The organism is Azonexus hydrophilus, assembly GCF_038368255.1.
Lineage (GTDB): Bacteria > Pseudomonadota > Gammaproteobacteria > Burkholderiales > Rhodocyclaceae > Azonexus > Azonexus hydrophilus.
Genome location: NZ_CP151407.1, coordinates 33,923 through 59,368, shown reverse-complemented (window position 1 = coordinate 59,368; position 25,446 = coordinate 33,923). Strand labels below are relative to the sequence as shown.

Genomic DNA, 25,446 nt, shown 5'->3' with positions numbered 1-25,446 from the left:
GTTGGAGACCCGGAAAGCGAGAAGCGTGCTGCAGCGATGAACCTGAGAGGGGAGAATGCCTCTCTCCCGGTGCAAAACAAGGAAGGGGACTGGACGCTTTCGCCGATCTGCCGATGGACGACCGACGATGTGTGGGAGTTTATTGGCGAAGTCGTATCCGGCGAACGTGAAACGTACTCTGACTGGCAGGAGTTGATGCGGATTTATTCCGATGCGGGTGGCACGTCTTGTGCGGTGGTGTCTGATGCAATTCTTGATGGGATGTCGAAGAAGAAGGTCGGTAAATGCGGCGCCCGAACGGGATGCTGGGTTTGCCAACAGGCCTACGACAAGTCGCTGCGTACAATGGTTGAGGGTGATACCCGATACCACTACGCCATCGGCTTGGTGCGTTTCAATGAGTACCTTCGTTCCATCAGAAACGACTGGTCACGGCGGCACTGGGTCGGACGGACGGTTAAGGCTGGCTATCTGTGCGTCCAGCCAGACACCTTCCACCCTGCTGAAATTCGTCGTCAGGCCAGGATGCTGATGCAGCTTGATCACGATGAACGACTCCGTGCGAGTCGGGAAGGGGAAGCGCCACGCTTTGAGATTCTTCCGTTGGAAATGCTGATTGCAGTCGATGCATTCTGGTCGTTGAATGGGCTGGCAAAGCCGTTCTCGATCTGGGCTGACAGGAAGATGATCGAAGAGGGGAGTCGTTTCGACATACCCGATATCCAAGAAGTCCAGGAAACGCCGATCCCCGAAGCAAGATTCCTCCATGTGGGGGATCAGTGGGAAAGCAGTGTTTGGGACGGTCTGCGAGATGTTTATCGCGAAGGCCTTCTGGAAGATTCGGGTTGTGCTCCAACGGTGGGCGACGACGGGCTGTGGGAAATCGAAACACAGATGTCGTTTAACATCGATCCGGAAGCCGCGTGCATGTTTGAGGATTACGAGGTGCCGTACTTACTCGACCTCTACAAGCAAGGCGTGCCTCCGGGCGGGGTAACTGCCGGGGTGAAGCACTACCTTGGCTTGGGCACCCTAACGGTGTCACATAGCCAGCGTGGTTTCTTTGACCTGGCCATGCGTCGAACCGCCATGAAAGACCGGATGGGATTGACGTATGACTACAAGGTGGAATATCTACTTGCCAAGTCGGTGCGCTTTGCTGATTTGTCGCCGGAAGGACGGGCGGCTTGGAGCAAGAAAGCAACGACGGCGAGTGCTCAGGTTGATCTTTTCTGAATGCTCGCAAGACGGTATTTCTCAGAACCGAAGCCGTCGCTCCCATAAAAAGGAGCGGCGGTTTCTTTTTGCAAGGGAAGTGGTATATTTGTCCTTGGTAGCTGGCGTTACCAGGCGTTTGCCGAAGCCAGCCATGAATTGCCCGCAAGCAGCGTTGCTGCATCAAAAATAAACCCCGTTTTCAGAATCCTGACCTGAGCGCCATTGCGTTCCGTTGAGGATTTTCTACGTCATTTGTGGCGTGAAACGGTAGCTGGCAATAACCGGACCATTACGTCTAAGCCAGTCAACTTAACCGTCCTGCGGGTGCATCTCCGCAGGGGGCGCACTTCTAGGGGCAACTCAAGGAGAAGCGAATGAAACTGTTTAAGCATAAACAATCAGGGAAGTTGGTGGAAGTCATCGCCGAAGAATGGGGTGTTGTGAAGTTCTCGTCTCAGGGCGGTGGATTCTTGCATCGCATGAAGCGCGAGGCATTCGAAACGGCGTTTGTTGCTGCTGTATTCGATGGCTACTGCGCAGGGAAAGTTGGCGCAGAATTTCTTCCGGACGATCTGATGTTCGATTGCTTTAGCAACGGACAGCGTTGGAACGGTTGGGGGATGCCCTATTTCACTCTGGAAAATGGCCTGCGATTGGCCGCGCTGAAGGCGTCTGATCTGGTTTATGACGCCGAGGGTGATCGTTTTGTTTTCCGGGTGGATGACAGCGACCCGGAGAGCGATGAAGTCTATCCGGCAACAATGATCACGACAGCAAGTGGGGAGACCGTAAAGGCTTACCCGATTGGTGCCGGGTCATGGTGCTGGGATGCCGTCGAAGGAGTGCAGTAATGAAGCGCCGCCTCGATACTGACGAAGCAATGGTGGTTGTGAAGATCAATCTCTTCAAGGTCAAGGCCGCGATCGTGGCGTGTGCTGTCGAGCAGATTAAGTTCAACCGCCGTGTGTTCAATGGGGGCTTGGACTGGATTCCAACCCGGCATCGCTACGCTTTTGGTCGCGACTGCTGATTAAACTGACAACCGCCCGGATGGGATTCACCTTCCTGTCCGGGGAGGTGGTTCTAACGGGCTTATTTCTGGAGAAGTAACTTGGAAAAAGCAGAACAAACGGGGCTTGATGGTCAGCCTGGATGATGGGGTGACCTGGCAAATCTCAAGCGGCGTGCGCGTCATGTTTCATGACGCCAACGAAAGCGAGGATGGAGTGTTGGACCTCTTGGTAAACATCACCCCAGAGGGCGTTATCCTCGACTTGGCCGACCAGGGAAGTGGCGAGGTGTTGCAAACTGCGGCCTGCCCGCTGGAAAGCTTGGTTGCAATGACCAACTGACCAAAATCAGCATCCTTGATGCAACTCAACCCCCTGTTCGGCAAAAAGCTGACAGGGGGTTTTCAATTGCGGCTAGACGGCGAGTTCTTCCATTTTCCCGCCGTCTTTGAGGAAGGCCACGACCCAGGTTGGCTGCCGGCCTCGACCTGTCCAGTTGAGTGCGTTGTCTTGCGGATGGCGATATTTCACTGCAACAGGCGGGCGATTCTTTGTGGCAGCGATAGATTCTGAAACAAGCTCATTAAGGTTGAAACCGCGGGATTCCGCGAGTAGTCGTAGCTCCTTGAGTGTTTCAGCTTTCGCTTGCTTCTGGCGGCGAGAAAGTTCGCTGGGAATAGTGGATTGAAGTTCCTTTAGGTCGGCGATAGAGAGTTTGGAAATATCCATTTTGGTATCCATTAATTTGTTAGCCGCCGGCTAAGTGGCGGCTAACGCCATGGTAATTCATATTGACGATTATTCGCCAACTGTTTGTCTCATTACGGGTGAATTTGAGGCAATCGCCGAGATTGGTTGTAGCCGAACAACATCATTTGTTTCGCTGATTGATTGCCGGTGAATCTGAGCGGAAGCCGGCTTTAGCAAACCAAAGTCATTCAGGCGTTTACTGGTTGCGTTGTCTAACGAAGCGACGGCAAGATCGGTTGCCATCTGGATGACTGGATAACCCTTACGGCGCATCGCTGCGATCCAGTCACGGCGTTCGGACTCCACATTCGACCCGAAAAAATGTATCGAAGCAGTATATGCCCTCCCAGAAAGCTTCTGGCCTGGAAGAGTGTTGCGCAGGGTAAAAATGAGCGCAATGGTGCACCGCCACCCTAATCCCTTGCGGCCGGGGGATGTTCCAAATGCGACGAGAGGCCCGATCGCCAGGGAGAGGGTGGTATTGGCAATCAATTTGGGCCGCAATATTCCTTTCTTGCTGGGGGTGCTGGAAAGGGGAAGTAAATTTGGGTTTGTGGCGGCGCCCACCTCGACTTCTAGTTGAGCAAGTTGTTGCGCGTAGGGTGGCGCTTTGGGGGGCACCGGCTGGCCGTCTGCGTTATTCGACGGTTGCGTTTCAGTCGTTGTGCCGAAGGGGGCGGCGTCTAAATCTACTGGTCGCAGCATCAGGGGTGTGTGCTCGGTTTAATGGATTTTCAGATCCTACGCACGGTAGAAATAAAAGCGAATGTCAAAAATGAGAGGATGGCCAAAAGAAAAGGAAAAAGGAACGCTCGTTGGCAAAACGGGGAGCGTAGGCAGCGATTTCTGAAGGTGTTTCTGCTGTTTTAACAACAGGACAAGGAGAGTTGCGCGATCGACACTAAGGGGTGTCAATACTCTCTAGTTGAATCATGCTGCGCAACAAATCCTCTGTCCATCAGAAGCTGCTCTATGACCTGATCTTTACGGTTGTCGCCATTGCCGTTGCTGCATTTTTTTGGGAGCGCAACCCGCTTATTGCGTTCATTGGCTTGTTAGCAGTGGGGATGTTCCGTGGGTTGTTTGTCATTGGTAAACTGCCTCAGTACGGGCACTTGAACCGATGGCCGCGCAGAAACTCTTAATTATTGGAGCATGAATGTCTCGTATTCCAGATCATCGAGAATCCGAGAGAGAATCCATAGGCCACTGGCCAGCGTAATGAGCACGGACACTGTAAAGCCGTATCCATAGAATGCAGCGCCTGCATACAGCGAAACGGCTGTGAGCAATGCATTCAGCACCAAAAATTCTGCGCAAAGAATCAAAACAACGCGTCGCTGGTCTAGGTAGAAAAACACGTTCAACACGGCCATCAGGCCGACCTGAAGGCTGGCGCCAACCACCTGAATGTAGAGCAACGGCAGATATAGATGTGAGATGCCCAGCATCGTGAGCAGCGAAGGGCCTGCAACGAACGTGAGTAGAACGGTCAGGCCTTGTATCTTGAAAATCTCACTGAGGCCTTGCTGGATGGCAAACACCATCTCGTCTCGCATTCCTTCGATGTAGCTCAGAGACCCCCCGTCCCGAACGGCGTTGTAGAAGCGGTTGTAGTAATCCACAAAGTCTGTCTCGATCCGAACGAGAAACACGGCCATGCCAGGAATGATCGAAAGATAGGAAAGGAATACCGGGATGTCGTAGATGGGGGAGGCGCGGAGGTGACCAATGACTTGCGTCGAGGTGGCGGGGTAATACCAGAAAATAATTTTGTCGATCCAGACGGCGAGGTTATAGAAAAATCCGATTGCTATGAGGCTTGGGAAGATCAGCTTGATGTTTGTGAAGTCGAACTGCATCAGGACATCGAGCTTGTCGAAATCCTTAATCGTAAGGGACCACATGCCGGCCAGCAGCAGGAAATGGCCGAAGACAAAGCCAAACAGGAGGCCACTCAAGCCGAAGCTTGCAAGCGCGACGCTGGTGAGCACAACGAAGATGTAGGAGATCAGGAAAAGCACGGCGACGGCCTTGTAGCGCTTCATGCCTGACAAGAAGATGGTGACTACCCAAATAGCCGATAGCAGGACAAAGCCGGCCAGCATTAGCAAGCGATAGAGCACGGTTTCTTCCGGGAAAACGAAGAACATCAAAGGGGTGCCAACAGCCGTTGTTACTGCAATGACGATCAGAAGCAGGCCGTGCAGATTTGGGACGATGATGGCATCGTTGTTTTCAAATAGACGATCAGAGACGAATCGGGTGAAGGCGAGTTGCACCAGGCCAGTAAAGATCAGGCTTGATGCCACCAGATAAGTGACGGAGGTTTGGAACTTCACAAGGTCGGCCGCGTCGCCGATCAGACCGTGGCTAAGGATGCCGACTGCAAGAATGCCAACGATGGAAAATACCCATGGGCCTGACCCGATAACACCCGCATAGGCATAGGCTTCGAGAACACCGAGAAAGGTATTTTTGCGAAGCAGTTTGCGAAGTTCGAACCCAATGCCAGCCATCGTCAGCTTTCCGAAGATTGCGCCAAGGCAGTTTCGTAGACCTTCTTGTAGCTGCCGAACATGATACGGTCGTCGTAGAAGCGCTCGACGCGGGCAATCGCCGCGTTACTGGCAGCTTTCCATCTGGCTTTGTTCGTGAGCAGATCGAGGGACGCGTTGGCCAGGGCTTCGGGGTCGGCAATGTCCACGATAGCACCGGAAGGCCCGATTGCCTTGTCTTCATCCGTCAGGCCTTCAACGAGCTGGCGGCAAGAACCAACCTCTGTCGATACGGTGGGAACGCCGGCTGCATAGCCCTCCAGAATCACCAAGGGAAGGGCTTCACTGATCGAGGACAGGATGGTGAGGCCGATCTTGGGCATTAGGGCATCGACGCGTTGGAAGCCGAGGAACTTGATGTTCTCTTGCAGGCCGAGGCTGATCACCAGCGCTTTGCATTCTTCGGCGTATGCGGGGTCTTCATCTTCCGGGCCGGCAATCCAGCCTTCGGCTGTTGGCAGTCGGTTGGCCACATAGCGCATGGCCCGGATAAAGGTCTTGATGTCCTTGATCGGAACGACACGGCCAATCAGGCAAAGCACCAGCGGCGGATCGTCTTCTGGGCGCTGGTCGCGCAGGGGCGCAAAACGCGGCAGGTTGATCCCGTTGGGGATGTTGAAAGAGCGTTCATCGGACGCACCGTCCGCGACTTGGCGCAAGCGGTTTTGCTCATACAAGGCAATGATCTGGTCGGATGCGTCGTAACAAAAACGACCAAGCCACTCGAAAAACCGAATCCACATTTGCCGGAAATAGGAGAGTTCGCTGGAGTCGCGTTGGAATAGATTCCGGGAGTCTTTGATCCACTCGCTCTTGAACAGGTCGATCTTCCGTTCCTTGGTATAGATGCCGTGCTCGGAGAGGATGAGTGGCGTACCCAGCGTATTTTTCAGGAGCGCCCCAAGAAACCCAGCATACCCCGTGGAAATGGTATGGAACACGCGAGACTTCGGCGCGGTGCTGACAATGCTGGCCAGTTTCCAGAGCGGGGCGTGCATCATCCTGACCGTCCAGAAATAATCGACGAACGAAGGGTCGTTGCAGGATTCGTTGTAACGCTGGCAAATGAGATCCCAGGCCATCCGGCTGCGCAAGAAGTCGTCCGCGGTCAGCTTCCCCTTGGGAAGCATCTGACTGGCAATTTTGCGGAAAGACTGCAGCGCAACGTCGGCATTGTCCGCTTTGAAGGAGAGGTGGAGGTCATTCACGATCTTGAAAGCCTCCGGGTCTCCTTCGTGGCCTTTGGGCCGGTTGTTATCGTTCAGACCGTCGTAGAGGAAGTGTTCCTCAAAGTGCACCACATTTTCTGGTAATTCATAGCGGAACTTGCTGTAGTCCTCGCGGCGGCTGCCAAGGAAAATGAGGCCGAACCGATATTCCGGGTAGGCGCGAATGATTTGATTCACCCAACTGGACACGCCACCGCTGACGTACGGAAACGTGCCTTCCAAGAGAAGGGTGATATCGCAAGTGTCAGATTTTGGGTGGGACATGCGGTTGTTTCGTCCAGAAAGAAATGAGGGGGTTGAGTTTGGGAAGTGCGTCCCATGCCTTGATCTCGTTCATGATCGTTTGCGTCTTGTCGAGATTGCCTTGGTCGAAATACAACTCGGCGAGGTAGGGATAGACGCGGGTCAGGGGCACTTTTAGTTCGATTGCTCGCAGATAAAGTTGCTCGGCTTCGACGGTCTTTTGGAGGGCGTGCTGAACCCTGGCCAGGCGCATGACAATGCCGCCGCTGTCTGGGTCGTTGCGCAAAAGCAGTTGGCAATAGCGTTCGGCTTCGTGGAGGGCGTGTTTTTTCAGGTCGCCTTGGGCGAGATCCTGATAGACAAGCTCCCAGAACAGATCGACAACGCGACTGTAGGCGGCCAACGCCCGGTCGGTCGAAGGGTCTTCAGCGCCGGCTGCGGCCTTTTCTTCTTCGATGATCTTGAGTTCTTCATCGATGGATTTGCTGACGCGCTTTTCAGCGTTGTCGAGCAGGCCGTAGGCCAGCAAGCGGAGGTCTTCGGAGGCATCGCCAAGCACTTGCCGAAGGAGCGGACTGGAAACCTTGCCGGGAGCGTATTGGAGGGTTACCAGGGAACTGATGCGCGTGGACGCGGGGGCTTTCGAATTCATCAGATAGGACTTGATCCCGGATTGCCGGAAGGTGCCGCGCATCTGCTGGTGCTGATCAAAGTCGGGGATCGAGACTTCGTTGAAGTTGTGCTGATGGCTGTCCTTGTTGCGAGACAGGTTGATGATGTGGATGCCGGCAAATACGGAGAGAAAACCCAGTACCGGGACGGAGAAGCTGAAAAGCGCCATTCCGGCCATGACCGCGATGCGAGGCTTTGCGATTTTCCGGGGCAAAAAGCCAATGGCGAACAGAGACACGCAAACGCTGGCGCCGGCGTGCAGAAGGCAATAACTCAGTAGGGAAGCCGAGTCATTGGCGAACAAGGCGGCACCGCTGGCAATAGCCCCGGTTTCCAAGGAGAGAGCCAGCACGCCAAGCTTCTGACTAATCAGCACGGAACAGATCCATGGCCTCTTGCAAGGCGTTTGAGTTGGGGCGGTTGTCGATCTCGAAGAAGTGACAGGAAATACCGCTGGCTGCGATAGGGGTGTCGTACTTCTCTGTGGTCCAGAGGTTGATTCGGTTGAGGTAACCTTCGGCGGCGGCGCGGCCGGAGAGCGGCATCAGGGTGAGTAGGCCAGTCTTTTGTTCGGTTTCGTGTAGCCAGTTTTCATCGACTGTCCGCTTCTGCTTTTTGAGTGCAATAAGGATGTCGCAGGCTGTTTGGTTACCGGAGTCGGTCAGGAGCAGAACAAGCACACTGCGCACATGCGAGACGTTGGCGAGGTGCTCCATTCGTTTGGTCTGGAAAGCGAAGGGCAAAGGGCACGACGGCGTTTTGGCGATAACGTCAGCGCAAACCGCTGCAGACGAAAGGGTGTCAGCGTAATAGGCAAGCAGCAGCGTAATCGCTAAGAGGATGTCGTCTCGCATCGAGACAAAAGGCATCCTTTTGACGACTAGCATCCCAAAGCAGGTGCCGGTAACGTTAACGAGGGGGGCTGCCACCAGATATTGCGATTTCAAGGCGGTGTCGTGCAGGGTTTCACCGGCATGCATCAGGTTGCGGTTGTCGAGCGACAGACGGATTAGGGGGTCGCGGGTATTCACCGGCTCCGGAGTGCCGAGTTTGGCGATTACCCGGTCGGTCATCTCGTCGTCATCCACAGCAAGCAGGGTAGCTTCCTCGATCTGGCAATACTGTGCCAGGACGCGAAGGAGGGTGTTGGCGCTTTCTTGTGAGTTGCCGGAAACGGAGATGTCGTGTTGCATGGCCGCGATGGCGTCGCGCATGGCCATCGGCTTGGCGATCAGGTCTTGTTCAAGGCGGTCATGAGAGAGGCGTAGCAGGTAATGCTGGTGCGTGAGCGCCTGGAAGCGTTCCGAAAGATATTCGTGCATTGCGTCCGTGCGCCGGTTCTTGTTGATCCACAAGCTGGAGAATTCGCCGATCAGCATGATCTGGATTAGCCCCCCCATGAAGTAGATTTTGGGGAAGGATTCAACACCGTGGGTCGCCGCCCAGGCGACAAGAATGGTGACGCATCCGGCAAGGCCGGGCATTGGGCCGTAGCGAAGCGCGAGGATCGACGGAGCAAGCCATATCCACGGATACTGGGATTCCATGAAGAGGAAATCTTCTGGATTGATCAGATAGCCAATAAGCAGGCCGATCACGGGGAGCAGTGCGATTTCGCCTGCCACGGCCCATCGATGCCGGATTGGGGATGTGAGGGAGTCTGACAGCGACCAGCCGGCCGCCTCGTCATGCTGACTTTGGCGCTCGGTCTTGCTGTGATCGCTGCCGGGGCTCCCCGGAAGGTGAAGCTGAGTCATTAGTTGGCGTTTGCCAGCCCGGTCTTCATGAGGTCGCTCAGGAGTTGCTGTGCGACGGCTGATAGTGCCTCACGAGGCCAGCCGGATTTGCCGCCACTGCCCGCCCACAGAATCTTGTTGGTGCTTACGTCGATGATGCGCAGCGAGACGCCAACAACGGGTTCACCATCGACGCCTACTTTGTAGCGCCATTCTTCAACCGAGCCTGCAAGGGCGTATTTCACCCCGGCTTCCGTCGCCGATTTCATGGCGGCATCGAGGCGGGCGCGTTCGTTGGGGTCGAACAGGGATTCGCTGGTTTCGCTGGCCGGGAGGGGGACGATCGTGAGCAGTTTCCGTTGGAGGATTGCGCCGGCGATGGCTTCTGCGCGACTGCCAGCCATCGGCGTTTCGGTGTGGTTTGCAAAGGGCAGGACGGCCCATGAAGCGCCGCGCTCAAGATTGGGAGCGGGGCCACGATTGATGGTTGAACAGCCGGTTAGGGTGGCCAGGATGGCGAGGGTCGAGAGGATGCGACGAATGGACATGAATGACTCCGGTTTAGGCGATGCCAACAAAAAGGGAGAGCGCGCGGGTAAGTGCCATCGACGTTTGTTTGTCGATATCCCCAATGTGGTGAAGAACGTCATCGACCGGGAGCGTGATTAGGTCGTCGATCATGATCTTCATCGGGGATTTGAGCCTGAAAGGGCGTTTCAGACGAACAGGAATGCGCAGTAGAGGCGCTTCCGTTGTATTGGTGGTCAGTCGGGCTACGAGGATGGTGCCATGCCGATCAAAGCAGGGGGCTTGCAGCACCACTACCTGAGCTTCAGCCGCGTCGATGGTGACATTGAGGACAGCGCCACGGTTCAGGCCGTGGCCTTCCTCGGCGGGGGCGGGGGCAATGCTGGCGCTTTGCTTGGCGCAATCATCGGCAACAGTACGTTTTCTGAGGTCGGGAACCCATATTTGAACGGGCCTGAACCCGCTCTCACGTAATTCTTCCCGATAACGCTGAACGGCTGAAGGTGAATTCTCAGATGCGGCTTTCATTAGTGCTCCTGCATGGTTACATGCAACAAGTTCTACACAGCGCAAATTTTACATGAAATATTTTTGCGTTCAGTAGATAAAAGCACTAAGCATTAGGGTGAATTACATGAATTGCAGAAAATAAATCATGTATTGTAAAAATTTGTAGGCGAACCGGAGATTTCGACCCGCCTCAATTTGCAATTAATAGAAGTAGGTGTAGGAAAAGCGAGCCTGGGTATTGGCGCTCGACGTTGGGCCTGATTTTCCTGTACGGATATCGAGGCTCATTTGATCGCTTCCGAGCACGCTCCCGGCGATTCCCAGTTCAACGTTGTAGCCAAACCCATCCCTGGAATGTTGCGTGAGGGAGGTGCTCAGGTATGGCTGAAGCCATCGGCGATAGACGCGTTCCGCGACGGGGTTCACCGAGAGAGTGACGCCGTAGAAGTAGAAAGTTTCGGGGACAAAAAGGCGACTCGATACGTTGGTGACGGTCGTGCCATCAGGGAGAAGCGATCCGGCGAAGCTCGCATTAACGGCGCCTGGGGTGTTGAAAGCGTACCGGGAGAGGAATGGGCTGACTGTGACCGGGATTTCTCCACTCAGTAAGGCATGCGTCCAGTTGAGTGTGGTGATATTGCCGCGCCCTAGTGACGTGCCGTCTTGTAGGTAATACGAATTGAATCGCGTCTGAATGGATACCTGATTGCGAGCGTCGACAGCCCCGGTGGCGCCGAGCGTGAGGCTGTCTCGATAGCCTGCAACCCGCATCAAGGTGCTTTCGTCGGCATGATCGCGCATGGCATAGCCGAATGTCAGGCCAAGGTTTCCGCTGATCTTTAAGTCGGCGGCGGCGCTCAGGGTTGTGTAGGTTCCCAATGCCTGGTGATGCTCAACGCCAAGTTTGATGTTGGTCAGGATATCCGTTGAGAGACGCAAGGAGAGGCGGTGGGCAAATTCAACCGGGGGTTGTTTGATAGCGGTGTTATCGTTGGATACGCGATCAATCCGTGCGCTTGAAAAGTTGAGCGCCATATTCGGGGATAGATTCAGGTGCAGGGATGTTGAAACATCGTTTTCCTGGATGCTGCCGAGGTCGGCGCTGCCTGCGCTGATGTTTGCCGAATTGCTGTACGCCAGAAGGGTGTTCGTCAGCCGGGTATGAAGCGGCTCGTCATCTGTTTGGCTGTCCAGTAAATCAAAGGCGTGGGACTGGGCGCGGCGGATATCGCTGGCGAGCACGGCGGCGTCGATGCGATCGTAGCGCGACAGGGCATCTTCTGACGATTCCAATAGCTGCTTCGCCCGGCTTTTGTCCCCGGCGGCTAAGGTTATGGAAATCTCCGCCCAGAGAGGGCGCTTATCCGGCGCCGACCTGGAGCGCCCATATTTCTCCAACATGTAACCGGCGGAAGCATGGTGTTGGCTATAGTCATTGAGATGGCCGATGACAAGCTGATTTGCTGAATCAGAAAGACCAATTTCGCGATCTCTGTCGAGACGAAGCAGGTCTCGCAACATCGAAAAGGAAACGTCGCCTGGGTTCATTGCCATCTTCAGGCGCTTGCGGGCTAGGTGGCGAGCATCAGCAAGATGCTGAACAACGCTGCGATCCTGCAGATCAACCGCGGGAAGGGATGTTAGCAGGTGTTTCCGCACCCGCCACGCTTGATCAGCTTGCTGGTTCTGTTCCAGTGCATCCGCATAGGTCATCATCCACAAGAAGTCGTTTTTTTTCGCTTCCAAACGAGGGGTGAGGTATCGGGAGAGAGCGACACGCGGCATAGACAGGTACAGGTAGGACGATGCCAGTACGTCATGCATAGAGTCGTTTTGTGCGAGCCGCCCTTCGTAGGTTCCCAATATCTGCCTGATCTCGCCGAGGTCGTGATTGTCTATCAGCAGCCACAGGTATTGTTCCAGCAAGCCAGAGTCATTCGGGGAAATCCCGATAGCTTGCCTCAATAAACTCTTTGCCAACGAAGGGCGCCCAACCGTTTGGTAGAAGCTGGCCATAAGACGCGAGATTCCAACGTTTCTGGCGATGCGTGCTGGCTGCGCTTCAATTTCTGGAAGAATGGCCGAGATCGCCTTAATGTTGTTTGTCGCTAGATAGATTTCTAGGCTCTGATGCAAAAAACGGAGGTCGTTAAACTTGCGCCATGCGCTGATCCCCGTCGCAGCCGCCTGGTCCGGGTTGCGATCTTTCAGCAAGGAAAGTAGTCCATCGTAATCATCTGCCGTTGCTTCCGTGAGGCGGATAAGAACGGAAAAAGCTTGAATGCCGGTGGTGGAATCGTTGGCAAACTCTGATGCATCGGCGAGCAGGCGGTAAAACTGGGCTACGCCTGGTTCGGTATCGTCTATGTGAGGCCTTGCAGCCATTAGCCATTCAAGGGCGAGGGCATTATTTCGCAAGAGCAAGGCGGAAATCACCGCAGTTGAGACACGCTCGGCCGTGAAATTCGAGGGGTTTTCGAAGAGTCTTGCCCATGTAGTCAGCGAGAGGTCGTTGTCGCCAGCTCGGTTGGCTAGTCGTGCCAAGGCGTCGAGCAGTTCTGGGCTTGGGTTTTTCCGGCTGAGTTTTTGCAGGAGATCGGTAGCGGTTTCCGGTTTGCCTTCGAGTTCTGCGTATCCAATGATGTTGCTTATTAGAGCAACGTTGCCTGGGTCGCGTTGCAATTCGCGCCATCCGGCTTCATTAAGAGCCTTGTAGTCAAATAGGCCAGGAGCAAGTCGCAGGACGGCCTGCCATGCAGTTTCCTCGTCGGTTTTCCTAGCGAGCACAAGCCAGTGAGCTAAGGCTTCTTTTGGGACGCCACTCCATTCTGAAGTCTCTGCAAGGCGTTTGCGCCAAATCATGTTGTCGGGGGCTTGGCGAACAGCGGCAGATGCAAGTTTCCTGGCGTCGTCGAGTTTCCGATTGCCGATGAATACCTCATATCCAAGCGTGTAGATACGATCGTTGAATTCCAGTCCGGGATTCGAGGCATCATTCGAAACCCGCAGAGGCAGCATCCCGTGGTGATTGGCGGCAAATTCAAAAAGGCGCTTCTGCTGCAGAAAAGATATCCTGAGCAATCGGCGCACGTATGTGTCGGCAACATCCTGACGACCTGCGGCAAGCGCCAGTCTTGTTACTAGCTCAAGCAATTCCGGTGACGATTCGTTCTTGGAAATGCTCCGCTGCGCCAAGTCCAATGCTTCTGAAACCAGATTACCTGATTGCAGGGCCTCAATGGCGGCAATCAGGTAACGATCTGCACTGCCATCGCTGTCTGCACGCTGCTGGGCCAGCAAGTAGAGTTCGGAGGCAGACCGATAATGACCGCGGCCGATAGCAGCGATTGCTGCTTGAGCATACCAGCGAGAGGACGCCCCTCGGGCCACGTCCAGTAGGGCCAACTTTTTATAGATCAAAACCCCTTCGTCAGGGAGTTCAAAGTCGAATGCAAGGTCGGCCAGTTCGACAAGATGGTCTGCGTCGTCGAGCGAGCGTTTGAGCGAGAGGATTAAAGGACGCGCCTTTCCCTGAAGAGATTGCCGTGTTCCTCTTTCGGAAGGATTGGTTGAAAAATATTCCGCTTGTTTGAGTTTCAATAGCAGCAAATTGGCCGCTGACCTAATGGACGGATCGCTGGAGGCGCTTGCTTCGGCAATTGCTTCGGCGGCGCGTTGGGAATCCCCTTGCAGAAGGTATTGCTTCCCAAGTAATAGGTGAAGCTCTGGATTGTCGGGGTCCGTCTTCAGCAGATTTTGCAGGTAGAAGGTGCTGAGTTGGGATGCCTCAGAGACGGCAACCTTCGCGATCAGGTCTTGCTTTGGATAGAGCGCCACCAACGCCCCAGACATTGCAACAACCATTGTTGCAATTGCCCAAGGGGGAACGAGAATGGGGCGCTCTACTTTGCGTTTAGCAGCGGATTTCGGCTTCAAGCGAGCGCTCCGGGCTACGCAACATGAAAATCTTGGTGTCACCATTTCCTGTTATGGATTGGCGAACTCTCGGCGAGATGGAAAGCTGACAAGCTTTTGGGGCGTGAATTTCCGCAGTTATTGCTCTGTGTCCAGTGATTGAGAGAGTCGTAATTTTGCCGTTGTGATCCCAGCGGGAAATCCGGCCGTTGGCGTTCACCAGCCAGGGTTTGGTGGCGGGAGATTGGGGGGGGAGGGCAGTGCGGAATCGCCCAGAGTCATTGATGAGATGGACGTAGGAGCCATCCGGGCCAGCGTTGCTGCCGGCGATCGCATGTGCCGAATCGATATGGACTTGCCCAATCTCTTTGGGTAACCGAACGGTACGAAGGTCGCCTTGTGTTTTGACGATCCAGTATTCCCCGTCTTTCGCGATAGCGCTGGAGAAGAAATCATTGGCCTTTCGAACATATTCTGAAGTGAATATTGGGTTCATCGGCTGCTTGAGCGTCCAGTCATAGACCTGTTTCAGGGCCGTAAGGGCTGCCGGCTTGCTTGCGGAGTAGGTGTGGTAGTAGACGCCAATCGGTTTGATACGACGAGGGTTGCCAGTCATTTCAATTGTTTCGATGACTGTCCGGAAGCCGTAAAACGGGCCAGTCCACAGGTTGGTGTAGATGTTTTCGTTTGTTATGGGAGCATAAATTTGGATGTAACCATCGCGCTGCAGGCCAACGGATCGTATGTTTGTGATGGAGTTGTTTTGTTTGGTGATAGAGGTGTCTCCGCCATTGATATTCAAAACGCCATTGTCGGTTGCCACTTTGACCGTTGATGGTGACGGGTTGGTGTCACCGCTCCAGAAAAGGAGTTCGGCAGGTTTGCCAGCAGGAGCAAGGCGCTCGCGGATGTAATCGAGCGATCCTACGATTTCGCGGTGTGGGTTGTATTGATAGCCAGGTACTGGCATCGAATAGCCGGGTTGATAGTCTGGGCGATCCCATTTGTACGGATGCGAGAAGGTATGGCTAGCGACTTCGATGTTGTCTAGCTGAAACATCTTCCGAGCGATACGCTCCATTCTTGGGCTTAGCTCAGGGTAAAGCCCCCATGGGGCCGTTTCTGCTTCGATGATTGACATCGAGATAGGAAGGTCATATTTCGTGAATATCTCGTTGTACAGCACCTCGGGCGCATAGAGGTCACCCGGCATTTCCGCTTTTGACGGGAAACCATCGCCGTCGATATGTGAGAGGAACAAGCGAACGCCGTTCTCGGTGCTCGGATCTGGGGAGGGAATGGGGGCAAGGTGAAGAGCGCGTTTGAGGAATTCAAATGGGTCAACGACCCACCAGACGACACCAGCCTCTCGCGCCTCTGTCATTACGAAGGGGTTCCAGAGGTAGCCGCCCCAAGAGGTAATTGCGCCACCGTCAAATGTAGCGCCGGATGCATTGCGAAGCGTTACCAACGATTTTGTGCCAGGTAGGCTGCTCTGCAGCACAGGGATGTCATTGACCGCATTGCTTGGGGCTGCTTCAAGTCCAATCATGGAGTCTTGAAAGCTAATTTCGAAAGGCGGAGGCGTTGAACGTGAGATATCGCGGAATCCAAATTTGCTCGCCAAGGAATTGCTGAATGGCATCCCCAAGCGCCCGAGCATTGCAATAGGCAATCCAATGTCCGTGGTTGCTCGAAGCCACTGCTGGTAGCGCGGCCAAACAGCAGGGGGAAGGTCGCCCGCGAAAAAGGTCAGAACCCCGGCGTAACGATCACGGGAGAGGGGAGGTAAGGGTTTGTTGGCGTCAATGTACTCACACAAATAGCCAAGATAGTTAATGGGCATTTCAATGAATCGGTGTTCATTGGAGTAAGGAATGCTCGAAGCCTCTTTTGAGTTGTAGATGATCGCAATGCGGCGGGGAACTGGCTCCACTGTACCCATCCCCATTGTCGCCAGATCCCCATCAGCGACCCATGGTGTCAGGCCAAGCGCCTTGATTTTTGAGGCAGTCTCGCGCATCTTTTGGCGGTCGTTCGGCGCAACATACTCGATCGATAAGCCGGGGACGCCATATTGGTCACGCGCTACTTTGAACTGATTGAGCAGCCATTCACGGTCACTCGCCGGCACTATTTCGTAGGTTTTCTGTTGCGCATTCCAGCGCTGGAACAAGGATTCAGCCGCGATCATAAAGACCTTGCCCTGAAGGCGAGGCAGCACCTCGAAGCCGCGATTGACGATCAATTGAACACCGGGGAATCGTGCATGCATCGCGTTGATTGTTGCGACTACCCCGTCCTGCTGTGCTTGTTCGTCAAATTGATCCAGTAGACGGTACGAATCCATCGTGTCGATGAAGAAGCCCTTGTACCCTTTCGCCCATAGCGGCGCGACAACCTTGGACAGGAAAAACTCGCGCCATTCGGCAGATGACTGGTCGAGAACCACAGAACCCCATGTTTTGTTCTCGGCGCCCTTTGCGGACGAAGGGATCAGGTCAAAGTAAGGGGCGCTTTTGTTCGCTTCGCCAATCGAGATATACGCGAACAGTCGACTCGTAGAACTCTTGTATTTGCGGGGGTCTGCGCCATGTCCTGGCTCCACGACTACCGTGTCGAACACCTTGAATTCATCCAGGGGAATGCCGTTGCCGTAGTAGATGGCCACGGAAGCGAGTGAATGCTGGGCAAAACACAGGGATGCAACGAAAGACAGCAGGAGAAAGATGGAGCGGAGCATTGGAGTAATTTGAGTTGGGCGCCAACAGTGAAGGGTATGGTTAAAAGGATACGGAGTCGTCTTCCCAAAACAACCGCTTTTCGTAGGCTTTCGGACTTTGCAGGGTTATCCGTTGTTGGGTTTGATGTGGTAGATTAAGAATGTTTTTTGGCCTATGGCCATCACAGGTAGCTGGCGCAACCTGAGTCTTCGACTGAAGCCAGCCATTTCAGGGCCAACAGGCACTTTATTCACCCTTTGGGAAACCTTTCCCTTGGGGGGCGGTTTCCCAATTTTTTTGGAGAACCGTCATGAAACACCTCGAAGTACAAAAACTCGGTATGAACAAGGGCGCTCCACGCGTCTACATTCAGGGCCGGAAAGCCGTTCTCGCCGGGTTTGCTCCTGGAGCCAAGTACAAGCCGACCGTCGATGAAGAGAAGTGCCTTCTGACCCTTGAGGTCAATGAAGAGTAACCGTCCGGCGACCACCGTCTTTCCGAGTTAATCGGAATCAGGCAGCAACAGCGAGCTCGGTTTTGGCGATCTGCTCGGCGACACGCCAAGGTAGCAGGTCGTCGAGTTCGTTGATTCGGTAGTCAGCAATTCGCGCGATGACGAAGCGCAGATAAGCTTCTGGATCGAGGCCGTTGAGTTTCGCCGAGCCGATCAGGCTGTAAATCGCGGCAGCACGATCACCGCCGGCATCGGAACCGGCAAACAGGAAATTCTTTCGCCCAAGCGCCACTGTCCGCAATGCCCGTTCAGCCGTATTGTTATCGATCTCGATGCGCCCATCTGAGGCATAGCGAATCAATGCCTGCCAATGGTTCAGGGCATAGCCGATGGCCTCCGCCAGGCCGGATTTCTTCGAGAGTTGTCGTCGCGTGTCGAGTAGCCAGGCATGGAATTCATCGAGGAGGGGCTTGGCGGGTTCTCGCCCTTTGCGCCTGAGGTCTGGCGGTTGTCCTCGAACCTCGCTTTCAATCGCGTACAAGGCGGCGATTCGTTTGAGCGCCTCGGCGGCAATCGGTGAGCCCTGAGCTTGATGAATCTCGAAGAACTTGCGGCGGGCATGGGCCCAGCATGCAGCTTCCTGGATGTCGCCTTTGGCATACAAAGCATTGAATCCGGCAAAGGCATCGGCTTGCAGAATCCCCTTGAAGGATTTCAGGTGGGTCTGCGGATGCTCCCCCTTGCGATTGGGTGAGTAGGCGAACCAGACGGCAGGCGGGGTTTCGTTTCCCGCCGGCCGATCATCGCGGACATAGGTCCACAAGCGCCCGGTCTTGGTCTTGCCCTCGCCCGGGGCGAGCACCGGCACCGGCGTATCGTCGGCGTGCAGCTTCTCGCCGGTCAGCACATGTTGCCGCAGCCGTTCCACCAACGGGCGCAGCAGCGCTGAACATTGCCCCACCCAGTCGGCCAGGGTCGAGCGTTCCAGATCAACGCCTTCCCGGGCATAGATGCCGCTCTGCCGATACAAAGGCAGATGGTCGCAATATTTGGCGACCAGCACATGCGCCAGCAATCCAGACCCGGCCCTGCCGCGGGCAATCGGCCGACTGGCGGCCGGGGCCTGAACGATGGTGTCACAACGGCCACAGGCCAGCTTCGGCCGAACATGGCGAATGACCCGGAAGCTGGCAGGTACGTAGTCGAGGACTTCCGAGACATCCTCACCCAGCGGCTTGAGATGACCGCCACAGTCCGGACAGCAGCTTGCTTCAGGCGGATAAACCACCGTATCGCGTGGCAAGTGGTCCGGCAGCGGTTTGCGGACCGGTTTGCCAGGCGCCTCTTCCACCGGGGCAATTTCGGTGGTCTCGGCCCGTTCTGCTTTGCCGGTTTCGAGTTCCTCCAGCGCCAGTTCGAGTTGCCCGACCATTTTGTCGATCTTCTCGGCGCTTTGGCCAAACTGCATGCGCCGCAGCTTGGCGATGATCAGTTTGAGGTGCTCGATTTCCGCCTGCTGGGCGACCACCATGGCTTGCAAGGTCGTTGTGTCGCGGGGCAGTGCGGCGCTGTTCATACCGAGAGTTTACGCGAATCATCAGCGTGTGAACAGCCCCGCCAGCCAAGGATTTCCAGCTTTCTTATGCCGCCCGTTCCGGTTGCCCGGTGCGACTCGGGCGACGCCAGTCGATGCCCTCCAGAAGCATGGAAAGCTGGGCGCCCGAGAGATGCACCGAGCCTTCGCTGGCCTGTGGCCAGATGAAGCGGCCGCGCTCCAGGCGCTTGGCAAAGAGGCAGAGGCCATCCCCGTCCCACCAGAGCAATTTGACCAGATCACCGCGGCGACCGCGAAAGACGAAGATGTGACCGGCAAAGGGATCGGCGGCGAGTTTCTCCTGAACGATGCTGGCCAGGCCATCAAAACCGCGACGCATGTCGGTCATGCCGGCGGCGAGCCAGATCCGGGTGCCACTGGGCAAACTGATCATCGCTGCTGCAACTCTGCCAGAACCAGTCGTAGTATCTCGGCGTCGGGACGACCTTCGATGCGAACGCGAACTTGCCCGAACTCAATCGTCAGACACCCCGTGCTGGCTGAACTGCTGACCGCCGGCAACTGATCGCTGGCCATCAGCGGCGTGAGGGTGACCGGCAACAGCGCTGGCTTCGCATCGGGCAGCAGCCCCTCCCGGTAGGTCTTGCGCCAAAGGAACACCTGGTTGGCGTTGACGCCGTGTTTACGGGCAATCTGCGCCACCGAGGCACCCGGCTGCAGCGTTTCTTCAACAATCGCCCGCTTCAGCGCCAGCGGGTGATGCCGGTAGGGGCCTCGTCGTTTCGAGACCATGACTGCCTTTGAATTTGTGTCCATAAATCCGTTTGTGGGCACAAATTTGAGGTGCCCATCCGGGGCAATCTTCAGCTATCGGAACTTCGGCGAAAAGACGGTGGTGGCCGGACGCTTACAATGAAGATGGTACGCACCGGGTCTCGAAAAAGATCCGTGGGGAGGAAGAAATCCCCGTGCTCGACATCAACTCGCACGATCTCCTGTCCATGTTCAGTGGGCTGGAGTCGGTTCGGGTCGTAGTTGCGGAAAACCGCATCCACATCCTGCCGGTTGCCTCTGAATTTCGCGCCAAAAAGCGTCTGGAAGCACTCAAGGCAACGATCAACGCGGGTGAAGCAGTGACAGTTGGCTCGGTCGCATCGGGGGTGGGTATTCTCGATATGGCTGCGCATGCTGGATTTGCTGAATCGGGACTGGAATCGAAGCTGGCTTTTGCCAACGAGATCCGGGACGACTGCATGGAGCACATGGCGGCGCGTAACCCCTCCTTCACCAAGGAGACGATCACGCTGACCATGCCGCTGCAGGAACTGATGTTCGATACTTGGGCGCTGTCCAAGCTGCCGAATGTTTCGGTTCTGGTGGGAGGTATTCCGTGTAGTGGAGCTTCGGTCGCCGGGCGTGCAAAGCGCAAGCTGGAGCACCCGGAAGATCACCCGGAAGTAGGGCATCTTGTTGTGTCCTACATCGCTGCTGTGGCGAAGTTCGCACCGGCAATCTGTGTTCTCGAAAACGTGCCTCAGTACGCCACGAGTGCATCGATGTCGATCCTGCGTTCCTCCCTGCGTGACCTCGGTTACGAAGTCCACGAAGTCATTCTGGACTCGGCAGAGTGGAACATGCTGGAGCATCGCAAGCGCCTAGCGATGGTGGCCGTGACCAAGGGTATCCAGTTTGATGTCGAGGACATCCAACGGCCGGTGCCTCGCGTCACGTCGTTTGGCGAAATCATGGAGGACGTTGATCCCGATCACTCAACCTGGGGATCGATCGACTACCTCTGGAGCAAGCTGGAGCGCGTTCCCGACTCCACCGAGAAATATACTTGTGTTGGGTTTCGGTTTGAAACTTTTATCTATAAAAGTCCCCAAGCCAGTAAGTCGATGATCGGTCGATGCGCTGATCTCCCGGCGACTCGCCCTCACGGCGCAGCCGTGAAGCGTGGTGGCAGACAAGGCGTAGCCGCGTCAGCCCTCTGTAGCCTCCATTAGTCACCGTTTTCAGCCCGTGCCTTTTCCCTGCCTTGTAGTTTTTCTCTTTGTATGCGTTTGTGCTTTTGTTGTTGCATCTCGACTCCAAAACATATATACTGGCGCGAAGTTAATTTAGGTGCCGAGCATGCAAGCTATTGATCTATTCGCTGGAATTGGCGGCTTCTCTGAAGGGGCCAAGCAAGCCAAGGTGAGAGTTGTCTGGGCGGCAAACCACTGGCGGCTTGCGGTTGAATTCCACTCGGCGAACCACCCAGACGCCATTCACGTTTGCCAGGATTTGCATCAGGCCGATTGGCGCGAAGTGCCGCGTCACGATGTTTGTCTTGCTTCGCCAGCTTGCCAGGGGCACAGCAAGGCTCGGGGCAAAGAGCGGCCGTATCACGATGCGCTGCGCAGTACCGCGTGGGCGGTTGTTAGCTGCCTTGAATACCATCGCAGCCCGTTTGCTGTGGTGGAAAATGTGCCCGAGTTCCTCGATTGGTCTCTCTACCCGTCCTGGGTCGATGCGTTGGGCCGTCTTGGCTATTCGTTGGCCCCCCACATCATTGACTCTGCCGATCATGGCGTTCCGCAGCATCGCCTCCGGATGTTCCTTGTTATTTCCCGGTCCAAGAACCCCTTGGTGCTCAATCTGCCGAAACGCCCGCATCGTCCTGTTTCGGAAATCATCGAGTGGGATGCTCATCGTTGGAATCCGATCAACAAGCCTGGTCGCAGCATTAAGACGCTGAAGCGCATCGAGGCAGGCCGCAAGCAGTTCGGTGATTGCTTTGTTGCTCCGTTCTATTCCAGTGGCAGCGGCCTGACCGGTCGCAGCATTGACCGGCCTATCGGCACTTTCTCGACCGTAGATCGCTGGGCGATTATTCGCGGCGATCAAATGCGAATGTTTCAGCCTTCCGAGGTGCGTGCTGGCATGGGGTTGCCTAGCACCTATGTTCTTCCAAAGACCCGGCGTGAAGCTATTCACTTGCTCGGTAATGGGGTGACCCCCGTGGTGGCCACCGATATCTTGAATGAGTTGCGGAGGGCTGCTTGATGATCAATCCGATCAATATTGAACCCGCCAACCCGATGCAGAAAATAATTTACATGGTGCACGATGATGATGGTGCCCTCGCTGGTGGGCCGCTTCTTGGAGCGCCGGGAATTGATTTCCCTTTGTTGGCGGCTGAGTTTCGTGCAGAGCGTTACGCCAAAGCTGAAGATGCTGGCGAAGACTATTGCTGGCTCTCGGAAAGTGAGTTCGTCAGTTGGCTGCTGGAGCGCCAGATCCTGTCGCCCATGAAAACGGTTGATGTATCCATCAAAATCGAAACGCAATACGAGCACCGTTACGTCCCAAAGCACTGGCCATTATGTCCTGAATGCAGCATCGGTCGGGGCGAAGAGAACATGGGCCGCGTTCTGCATTCGCTGAATCGCGCTGACTGGCATCGCAAATGTACCGAATGCGGGCATGACTGGGACCACCGCGACGAACCATATCTATACAAACAGCCGATGCTGGAAGACGACGGGCGATGTGTTGCGAGTGGCTGCGTCCCGTATTCCATTAGCCAAGCGGGCGAAGTGCCGATGGCTGACGTATTGGTGGTTTGCTCCAAACATGGATGGAGCGAAAACAACGGGATGTACGACACACATGGCGTCCTCGCGGCAGGGGAACTCGGGATTCGTATGCTGCCGCGCAAAACTGACATTACCGAGGGAAAACTTACCTTGCGCAAACTGCTGGACATGCTGTCTCCGACCAAAAATTACATCATTGCCACTCGCAAACATTGGCTGGCTGTTGTTAAGGGGGAAAACCGCGACCAGGCTGATACCGGTATGCGAGCAGAAGTGTCGGCCTACTGGGAGGTATTGCCCGTCAACAGCCAAGGAGCATTAGATTGAGCCTCGAACTTGTATCCCTGACCGGTGCGGACGACCATGTTGCCCCGGAAGTCTTGGCGGCGCTCTCCGCCAAATACCCGTTCGCCGAATGGGCCATCTTGTATTTTCCCGAGAAGGACGGCACGCAGCGCAATCCTTCTGCGCCATGGCGTGAGAAATTCCTTGCCCTCGATTTGCCATACACGGCTGCGCATCTTTGCGGCACTCGGGTCTTTCATGCCTTACTGGACCCGGAGTTGGCTCATTCGGTAATTTCCGACTTGTCGCGCTATCGCCGCATCCAGTTGAACATCAATGCCCGCCGCCCGGAATTCACTGCCGAAGAAGTTCTGGCGATCTATCGCACGCTGCACGGTGCCGGGTTGCGGCTGATCCTTCAGCACCATGCCGGATCTGAACGGGTGATAGAGCAGTTCCTGTACGAGCTGGACGAAGAGGGTATGAAGCGCGTCGACATCTTGTTCGATGCCTCCAAGGGGACCGGCCAGCGGCCTGACAACTGGCCCGCACCGCACCGGTTCAATCTGTTCTGTGGTTACGCTGGCGGTCTCGGGCCGGATGTCCTGGAGACTGAGCTACCCAAGATTAAGGCTGCTATCGCACAAGCGCAGTCTCGGCGCGATTTGCCGTACTGGATCGACATGGAGTCAGGCATCCGGACGGAGAACGCCTTCGATCTGGAAAAGGTCGAGCAGGTGCTGGCGTATTGCCATAGCGGCGACATTGACCATCTTTCCCGGTGCCTGCTAATCCAAACCACTCAGCGGGACATTCCCGAAGGTCTGTACTCGATGTCTCTGACCTGGGAGCAGATCAAGATTTTGATCCAGGCAGCGATGGATGAAGGTGCTCGGCGCAACGTGAAGACGCATGCGGTCTGGAACAATGGTGGTGGCGAGGTGCCTACGACCGCTACAGTTGGTGCTTTCATTGATTTGGTGGCTGGCCAGCGGCGTACACCCGCTGCCGTTGCTGGGCGACTGACTGAAGAAGTGGTCGAACTGGCGCTTGCTGCTGGACTGTCTGCGGGTCAGGTGATGGGGCACGTTGCTGATGCCCTGCACAACCAGTCGCTCAAGGCGACCGAGACTCAGGCCAAGACCGTGTTCCCCTCCCAGTTGTCAGGCGACAAAGGAGAGTTGGCTGAGGAATGCGCCGATGTGAGCCTTGTCCTCAAAGACTTGTGCCATGTGGCTCACGTCGATCTGCCGGGCGAAGAAGCCGACAAATGGGACCGGTTCACGAAGAAGCAATTCCGGGTTGGCCCGAGTGGAACCATCTACGCCGTCAAGCCGCATATCAAGGATTAGGCTATGGGCAACAAAACTGGCATCTCCTGGACGCAGACGCACCATTCTGATGGCACCGTGACGCCTGGCGCGACGTGGAACCCTGTCTCCGGCTGCACCAAGCTGACGGCAGAGTGCAAGCATTGCTACGTCGAACGCGACTGGCACCGCCTGACGCATTTGCCTGCCTATCAGGGCCGGGAATTTACGGATGTCGCTTGCCATGAAGACCGCCTTGACCAGCCGCTTCGTTGGCAGCGTGCGCGGCGAATCTTTGTGTGCTCGACTGCCGATCTGTTCCATATCGACGTGCCGGATGAATTTCTGGATCGCGTCTTCGGCGTCATGGCTCTTTGTCCGCAGCATACCTTCCTGGTGCTGACCAAGCGGGCCGACCGAATGCAGCAGTATCTATCAGCGCCTGGCCGTCGTGAAGCCATCGCCAAGGCTGCTGATGGGTTTCCTGCCAAGCATCCCTTGGATTGGGTACGTGCTGATGGTTGCGAATCGTTTGAGCGTGGCGGCGACCCCAACGAAGGAACGGAATGGCTTCCTCGCTGGCCACTGCCGAATGTCCATGTCGGCGTGACAGCAGGCACACAAGAATCAGTCAATGAACGTCTGCCCCTTTTGATGAAAACGCCAGCGGCAAAACACTGGGTCAGCATGGAACCGTTGCTTGGTTCGGTTGACCTCCGGTTCGGGGAAGGATTGTCGGAAGACGAAGATAGCTCCGTTGGCTGCTTCCCTTGCGAGGTTGGCGGGGAACGGCACCAGCATTACCTCGGTGAATCCTGTGGTCGAGGTCTTGACTGGGTGGTTGTTGGTGGCGAGTCGGGAAGCCGGAATAAAGCCCGTCCCATGCATCCGCAATGGGCGATGGATATTCGGGACCAGTGCGCCGAGGCCGGGGTGCCTTTCTACTTCAAGCAGCAAGGCGAGTGGATTCTTGGCCGTGACGCCACCAATGATCAACTCAACAATCCGAAGGTCTGGGGCTGCTGGGTCAATGTCCATGACGGAAAAACTCACGACGGCAATAGCCATGACGCTTTCCGTGATGGCGACACGAACATGCTCTACGTTGGCCGGAAGGCAGCGGGCGAAATGCTTGCCGGGCGTGAGTACAAAGAGATGCCGTGCTGACC

24 protein-coding genes are annotated in these 25,446 nt (G+C 55.6%); 11 read left to right on the top strand and 13 right to left on the bottom strand.

All coding sequences use genetic code 11. The features are described from left to right. The first annotated feature begins 69 nt into the window (after positions 1-69). The 4 genes from AADV58_RS16945 (at position 70) to AADV58_RS16930 (ending at position 2,570) form a co-directional block, all read left to right on the top strand. Positions 70-1,236: a hypothetical protein gene (locus AADV58_RS16945; protein ID WP_341744775.1), complete on the top strand. Its 1,167-nt coding sequence runs from the start codon at positions 70-72 to the stop codon at positions 1,234-1,236. 356 nt (positions 1,237-1,592) lie between these two features. Further along, the gene (locus tag AADV58_RS16940; RefSeq protein WP_341744774.1) at positions 1,593-2,069 is read left to right on the top strand and encodes a hypothetical protein; all 477 of its coding nucleotides are present in this window, start codon (positions 1,593-1,595) and stop codon (positions 2,067-2,069) included. Next, positions 2,069-2,248, top strand: coding sequence for a hypothetical protein (locus AADV58_RS16935; protein ID WP_341744773.1), 180 nt, complete (start codon positions 2,069-2,071; stop codon positions 2,246-2,248). The genes AADV58_RS16940 and AADV58_RS16935 overlap by 1 nt, the downstream gene beginning before the upstream one ends. A 106-nt stretch (positions 2,249-2,354) precedes the next feature. Then, positions 2,355-2,570, top strand: coding sequence for a hypothetical protein (locus AADV58_RS16930; RefSeq protein WP_341744772.1), 216 nt, complete (start codon positions 2,355-2,357; stop codon positions 2,568-2,570). Positions 2,571-2,642: 72 nt separating this feature from the next. On the opposite strand, the gene AADV58_RS16925 is transcribed toward AADV58_RS16930, so the two are convergent. Both AADV58_RS16925 and AADV58_RS16920 read right to left on the bottom strand, forming a co-directional pair. Further along, positions 2,643-2,957, bottom strand: coding sequence for an H-NS histone family protein (locus AADV58_RS16925; RefSeq protein WP_341744771.1), 315 nt, complete (start codon positions 2,955-2,957; stop codon positions 2,643-2,645). 69 nt (positions 2,958-3,026) lie between these two features. Further along, the gene (locus AADV58_RS16920; protein WP_341744770.1) at positions 3,027-3,683 is read right to left on the bottom strand and encodes a hypothetical protein; all 657 of its coding nucleotides are present in this window, start codon (positions 3,681-3,683) and stop codon (positions 3,027-3,029) included. Between the two features lie 227 nt (positions 3,684-3,910). Between AADV58_RS16920 and AADV58_RS16915 the strand changes: the two genes are divergently transcribed. Then, complete coding sequence (locus AADV58_RS16915) at positions 3,911-4,123, top strand: hypothetical protein (protein WP_341744769.1); 213 nt, start codon at positions 3,911-3,913, stop codon at positions 4,121-4,123. Here AADV58_RS16915 and pelG read toward each other — a convergent pair whose 3' ends face one another. From pelG to AADV58_RS16875, 8 genes are all read right to left on the bottom strand, one after another. Continuing rightward, a complete protein-coding gene (gene pelG, locus AADV58_RS16910; RefSeq protein ID WP_341744768.1) occupies positions 4,124-5,497 on the bottom strand; it encodes an exopolysaccharide Pel transporter PelG in 1,374 nt (457 codons plus the stop codon). 2 nt (positions 5,498-5,499) lie between these two features. Beyond that, positions 5,500-7,029: a GT4 family glycosyltransferase PelF gene (gene pelF, locus AADV58_RS16905; protein WP_341744767.1), complete on the bottom strand. Its 1,530-nt coding sequence runs from the start codon at positions 7,027-7,029 to the stop codon at positions 5,500-5,502. Then, entirely contained in the window at positions 7,010-8,056 is a 1,047-nt protein-coding gene (locus tag AADV58_RS16900) for a hypothetical protein (protein ID WP_341744766.1), read from the bottom strand. Before AADV58_RS16900 ends, pelF begins: the two co-directional genes overlap by 20 nt. Next, a complete protein-coding gene (locus AADV58_RS16895; RefSeq protein WP_341744765.1) occupies positions 8,046-9,437 on the bottom strand; it encodes a PelD GGDEF domain-containing protein in 1,392 nt (463 codons plus the stop codon). Before AADV58_RS16895 ends, AADV58_RS16900 begins: the two co-directional genes overlap by 11 nt. Continuing rightward, a complete protein-coding gene (locus AADV58_RS16890; RefSeq protein WP_341744764.1) occupies positions 9,437-9,964 on the bottom strand; it encodes a hypothetical protein in 528 nt (175 codons plus the stop codon). Before AADV58_RS16890 ends, AADV58_RS16895 begins: the two co-directional genes overlap by 1 nt. Before the next feature lie 13 nt (positions 9,965-9,977). Further along, positions 9,978-10,472 carry an antitoxin MazE-like protein gene (locus AADV58_RS16885; RefSeq protein ID WP_341744763.1) on the bottom strand — a complete coding sequence of 165 codons (495 nt, stop codon included), beginning with the start codon at positions 10,470-10,472 and terminating at the stop codon, positions 9,978-9,980. A 183-nt stretch (positions 10,473-10,655) separates the two neighbouring features. Then, positions 10,656-14,390, bottom strand: a complete 3,735-nt coding sequence (locus AADV58_RS16880) for a tetratricopeptide repeat protein (RefSeq protein ID WP_341744762.1) — start codon at positions 14,388-14,390, stop codon at positions 10,656-10,658. Continuing rightward, positions 14,368-17,112, bottom strand: a complete 2,745-nt coding sequence (locus AADV58_RS16875; protein ID WP_341744761.1) for a bifunctional glycoside hydrolase 114/ polysaccharide deacetylase family protein — start codon at positions 17,110-17,112, stop codon at positions 14,368-14,370. The genes AADV58_RS16880 and AADV58_RS16875 overlap by 23 nt, the downstream gene beginning before the upstream one ends. A gap of 290 nt (positions 17,113-17,402) precedes the next feature. Between AADV58_RS16875 and AADV58_RS16870 the strand changes: the two genes are divergently transcribed. Then, positions 17,403-17,567, top strand: a complete 165-nt coding sequence (locus AADV58_RS16870; RefSeq protein WP_341744760.1) for a hypothetical protein — start codon at positions 17,403-17,405, stop codon at positions 17,565-17,567. Between the two features lie 37 nt (positions 17,568-17,604). Here the strand turns inward: AADV58_RS16870 and tnpC are convergent, their stop codons facing one another. The 3 genes from tnpC to tnpA all read right to left on the bottom strand — a co-directional run bounded on the left by tnpC (position 17,605) and on the right by tnpA (position 19,917). Continuing rightward, entirely contained in the window at positions 17,605-19,122 is a 1,518-nt protein-coding gene (gene tnpC, locus AADV58_RS16865) for an IS66 family transposase (protein WP_341744759.1), read from the bottom strand. A gap of 64 nt (positions 19,123-19,186) precedes the next feature. Continuing rightward, positions 19,187-19,534 carry an IS66 family insertion sequence element accessory protein TnpB gene (tnpB, locus tag AADV58_RS16860; protein ID WP_205205212.1) on the bottom strand — a complete coding sequence of 116 codons (348 nt, stop codon included), beginning with the start codon at positions 19,532-19,534 and terminating at the stop codon, positions 19,187-19,189. Further along, positions 19,531-19,917, bottom strand: a complete 387-nt coding sequence (tnpA, locus tag AADV58_RS18675) for an IS66-like element accessory protein TnpA (RefSeq protein WP_424243861.1) — start codon at positions 19,915-19,917, stop codon at positions 19,531-19,533. Before tnpA ends, tnpB begins: the two co-directional genes overlap by 4 nt. A 152-nt stretch (positions 19,918-20,069) precedes the next feature. Between tnpA and AADV58_RS16850 the strand changes: the two genes are divergently transcribed. The 5 genes from AADV58_RS16850 to AADV58_RS16830 all read left to right on the top strand — a co-directional run bounded on the left by AADV58_RS16850 (position 20,070) and on the right by AADV58_RS16830 (position 25,444). Then, the gene (locus tag AADV58_RS16850; protein ID WP_341744758.1) at positions 20,070-21,107 is read left to right on the top strand and encodes a DNA cytosine methyltransferase; all 1,038 of its coding nucleotides are present in this window, start codon (positions 20,070-20,072) and stop codon (positions 21,105-21,107) included. Between the two features lie 127 nt (positions 21,108-21,234). Next, a complete protein-coding gene (locus AADV58_RS16845) occupies positions 21,235-22,149 on the top strand; it encodes a DNA cytosine methyltransferase (protein ID WP_341744757.1) in 915 nt (304 codons plus the stop codon). After that, on the top strand, positions 22,149-23,009 hold the full coding sequence (locus AADV58_RS16840; protein ID WP_341744756.1) for a hypothetical protein: 861 nt from the start codon (positions 22,149-22,151) through the stop codon (positions 23,007-23,009). The genes AADV58_RS16845 and AADV58_RS16840 overlap by 1 nt, the downstream gene beginning before the upstream one ends. Next, positions 23,006-24,319, top strand: coding sequence for a hypothetical protein (locus AADV58_RS16835; RefSeq protein WP_341744755.1), 1,314 nt, complete (start codon positions 23,006-23,008; stop codon positions 24,317-24,319). Before AADV58_RS16840 ends, AADV58_RS16835 begins: the two co-directional genes overlap by 4 nt. A 3-nt stretch (positions 24,320-24,322) precedes the next feature. Next, complete coding sequence (locus tag AADV58_RS16830) at positions 24,323-25,444, top strand: phage Gp37/Gp68 family protein (RefSeq protein ID WP_341744754.1); 1,122 nt, start codon at positions 24,323-24,325, stop codon at positions 25,442-25,444. Positions 25,445-25,446 lie beyond the last annotated feature (2 nt).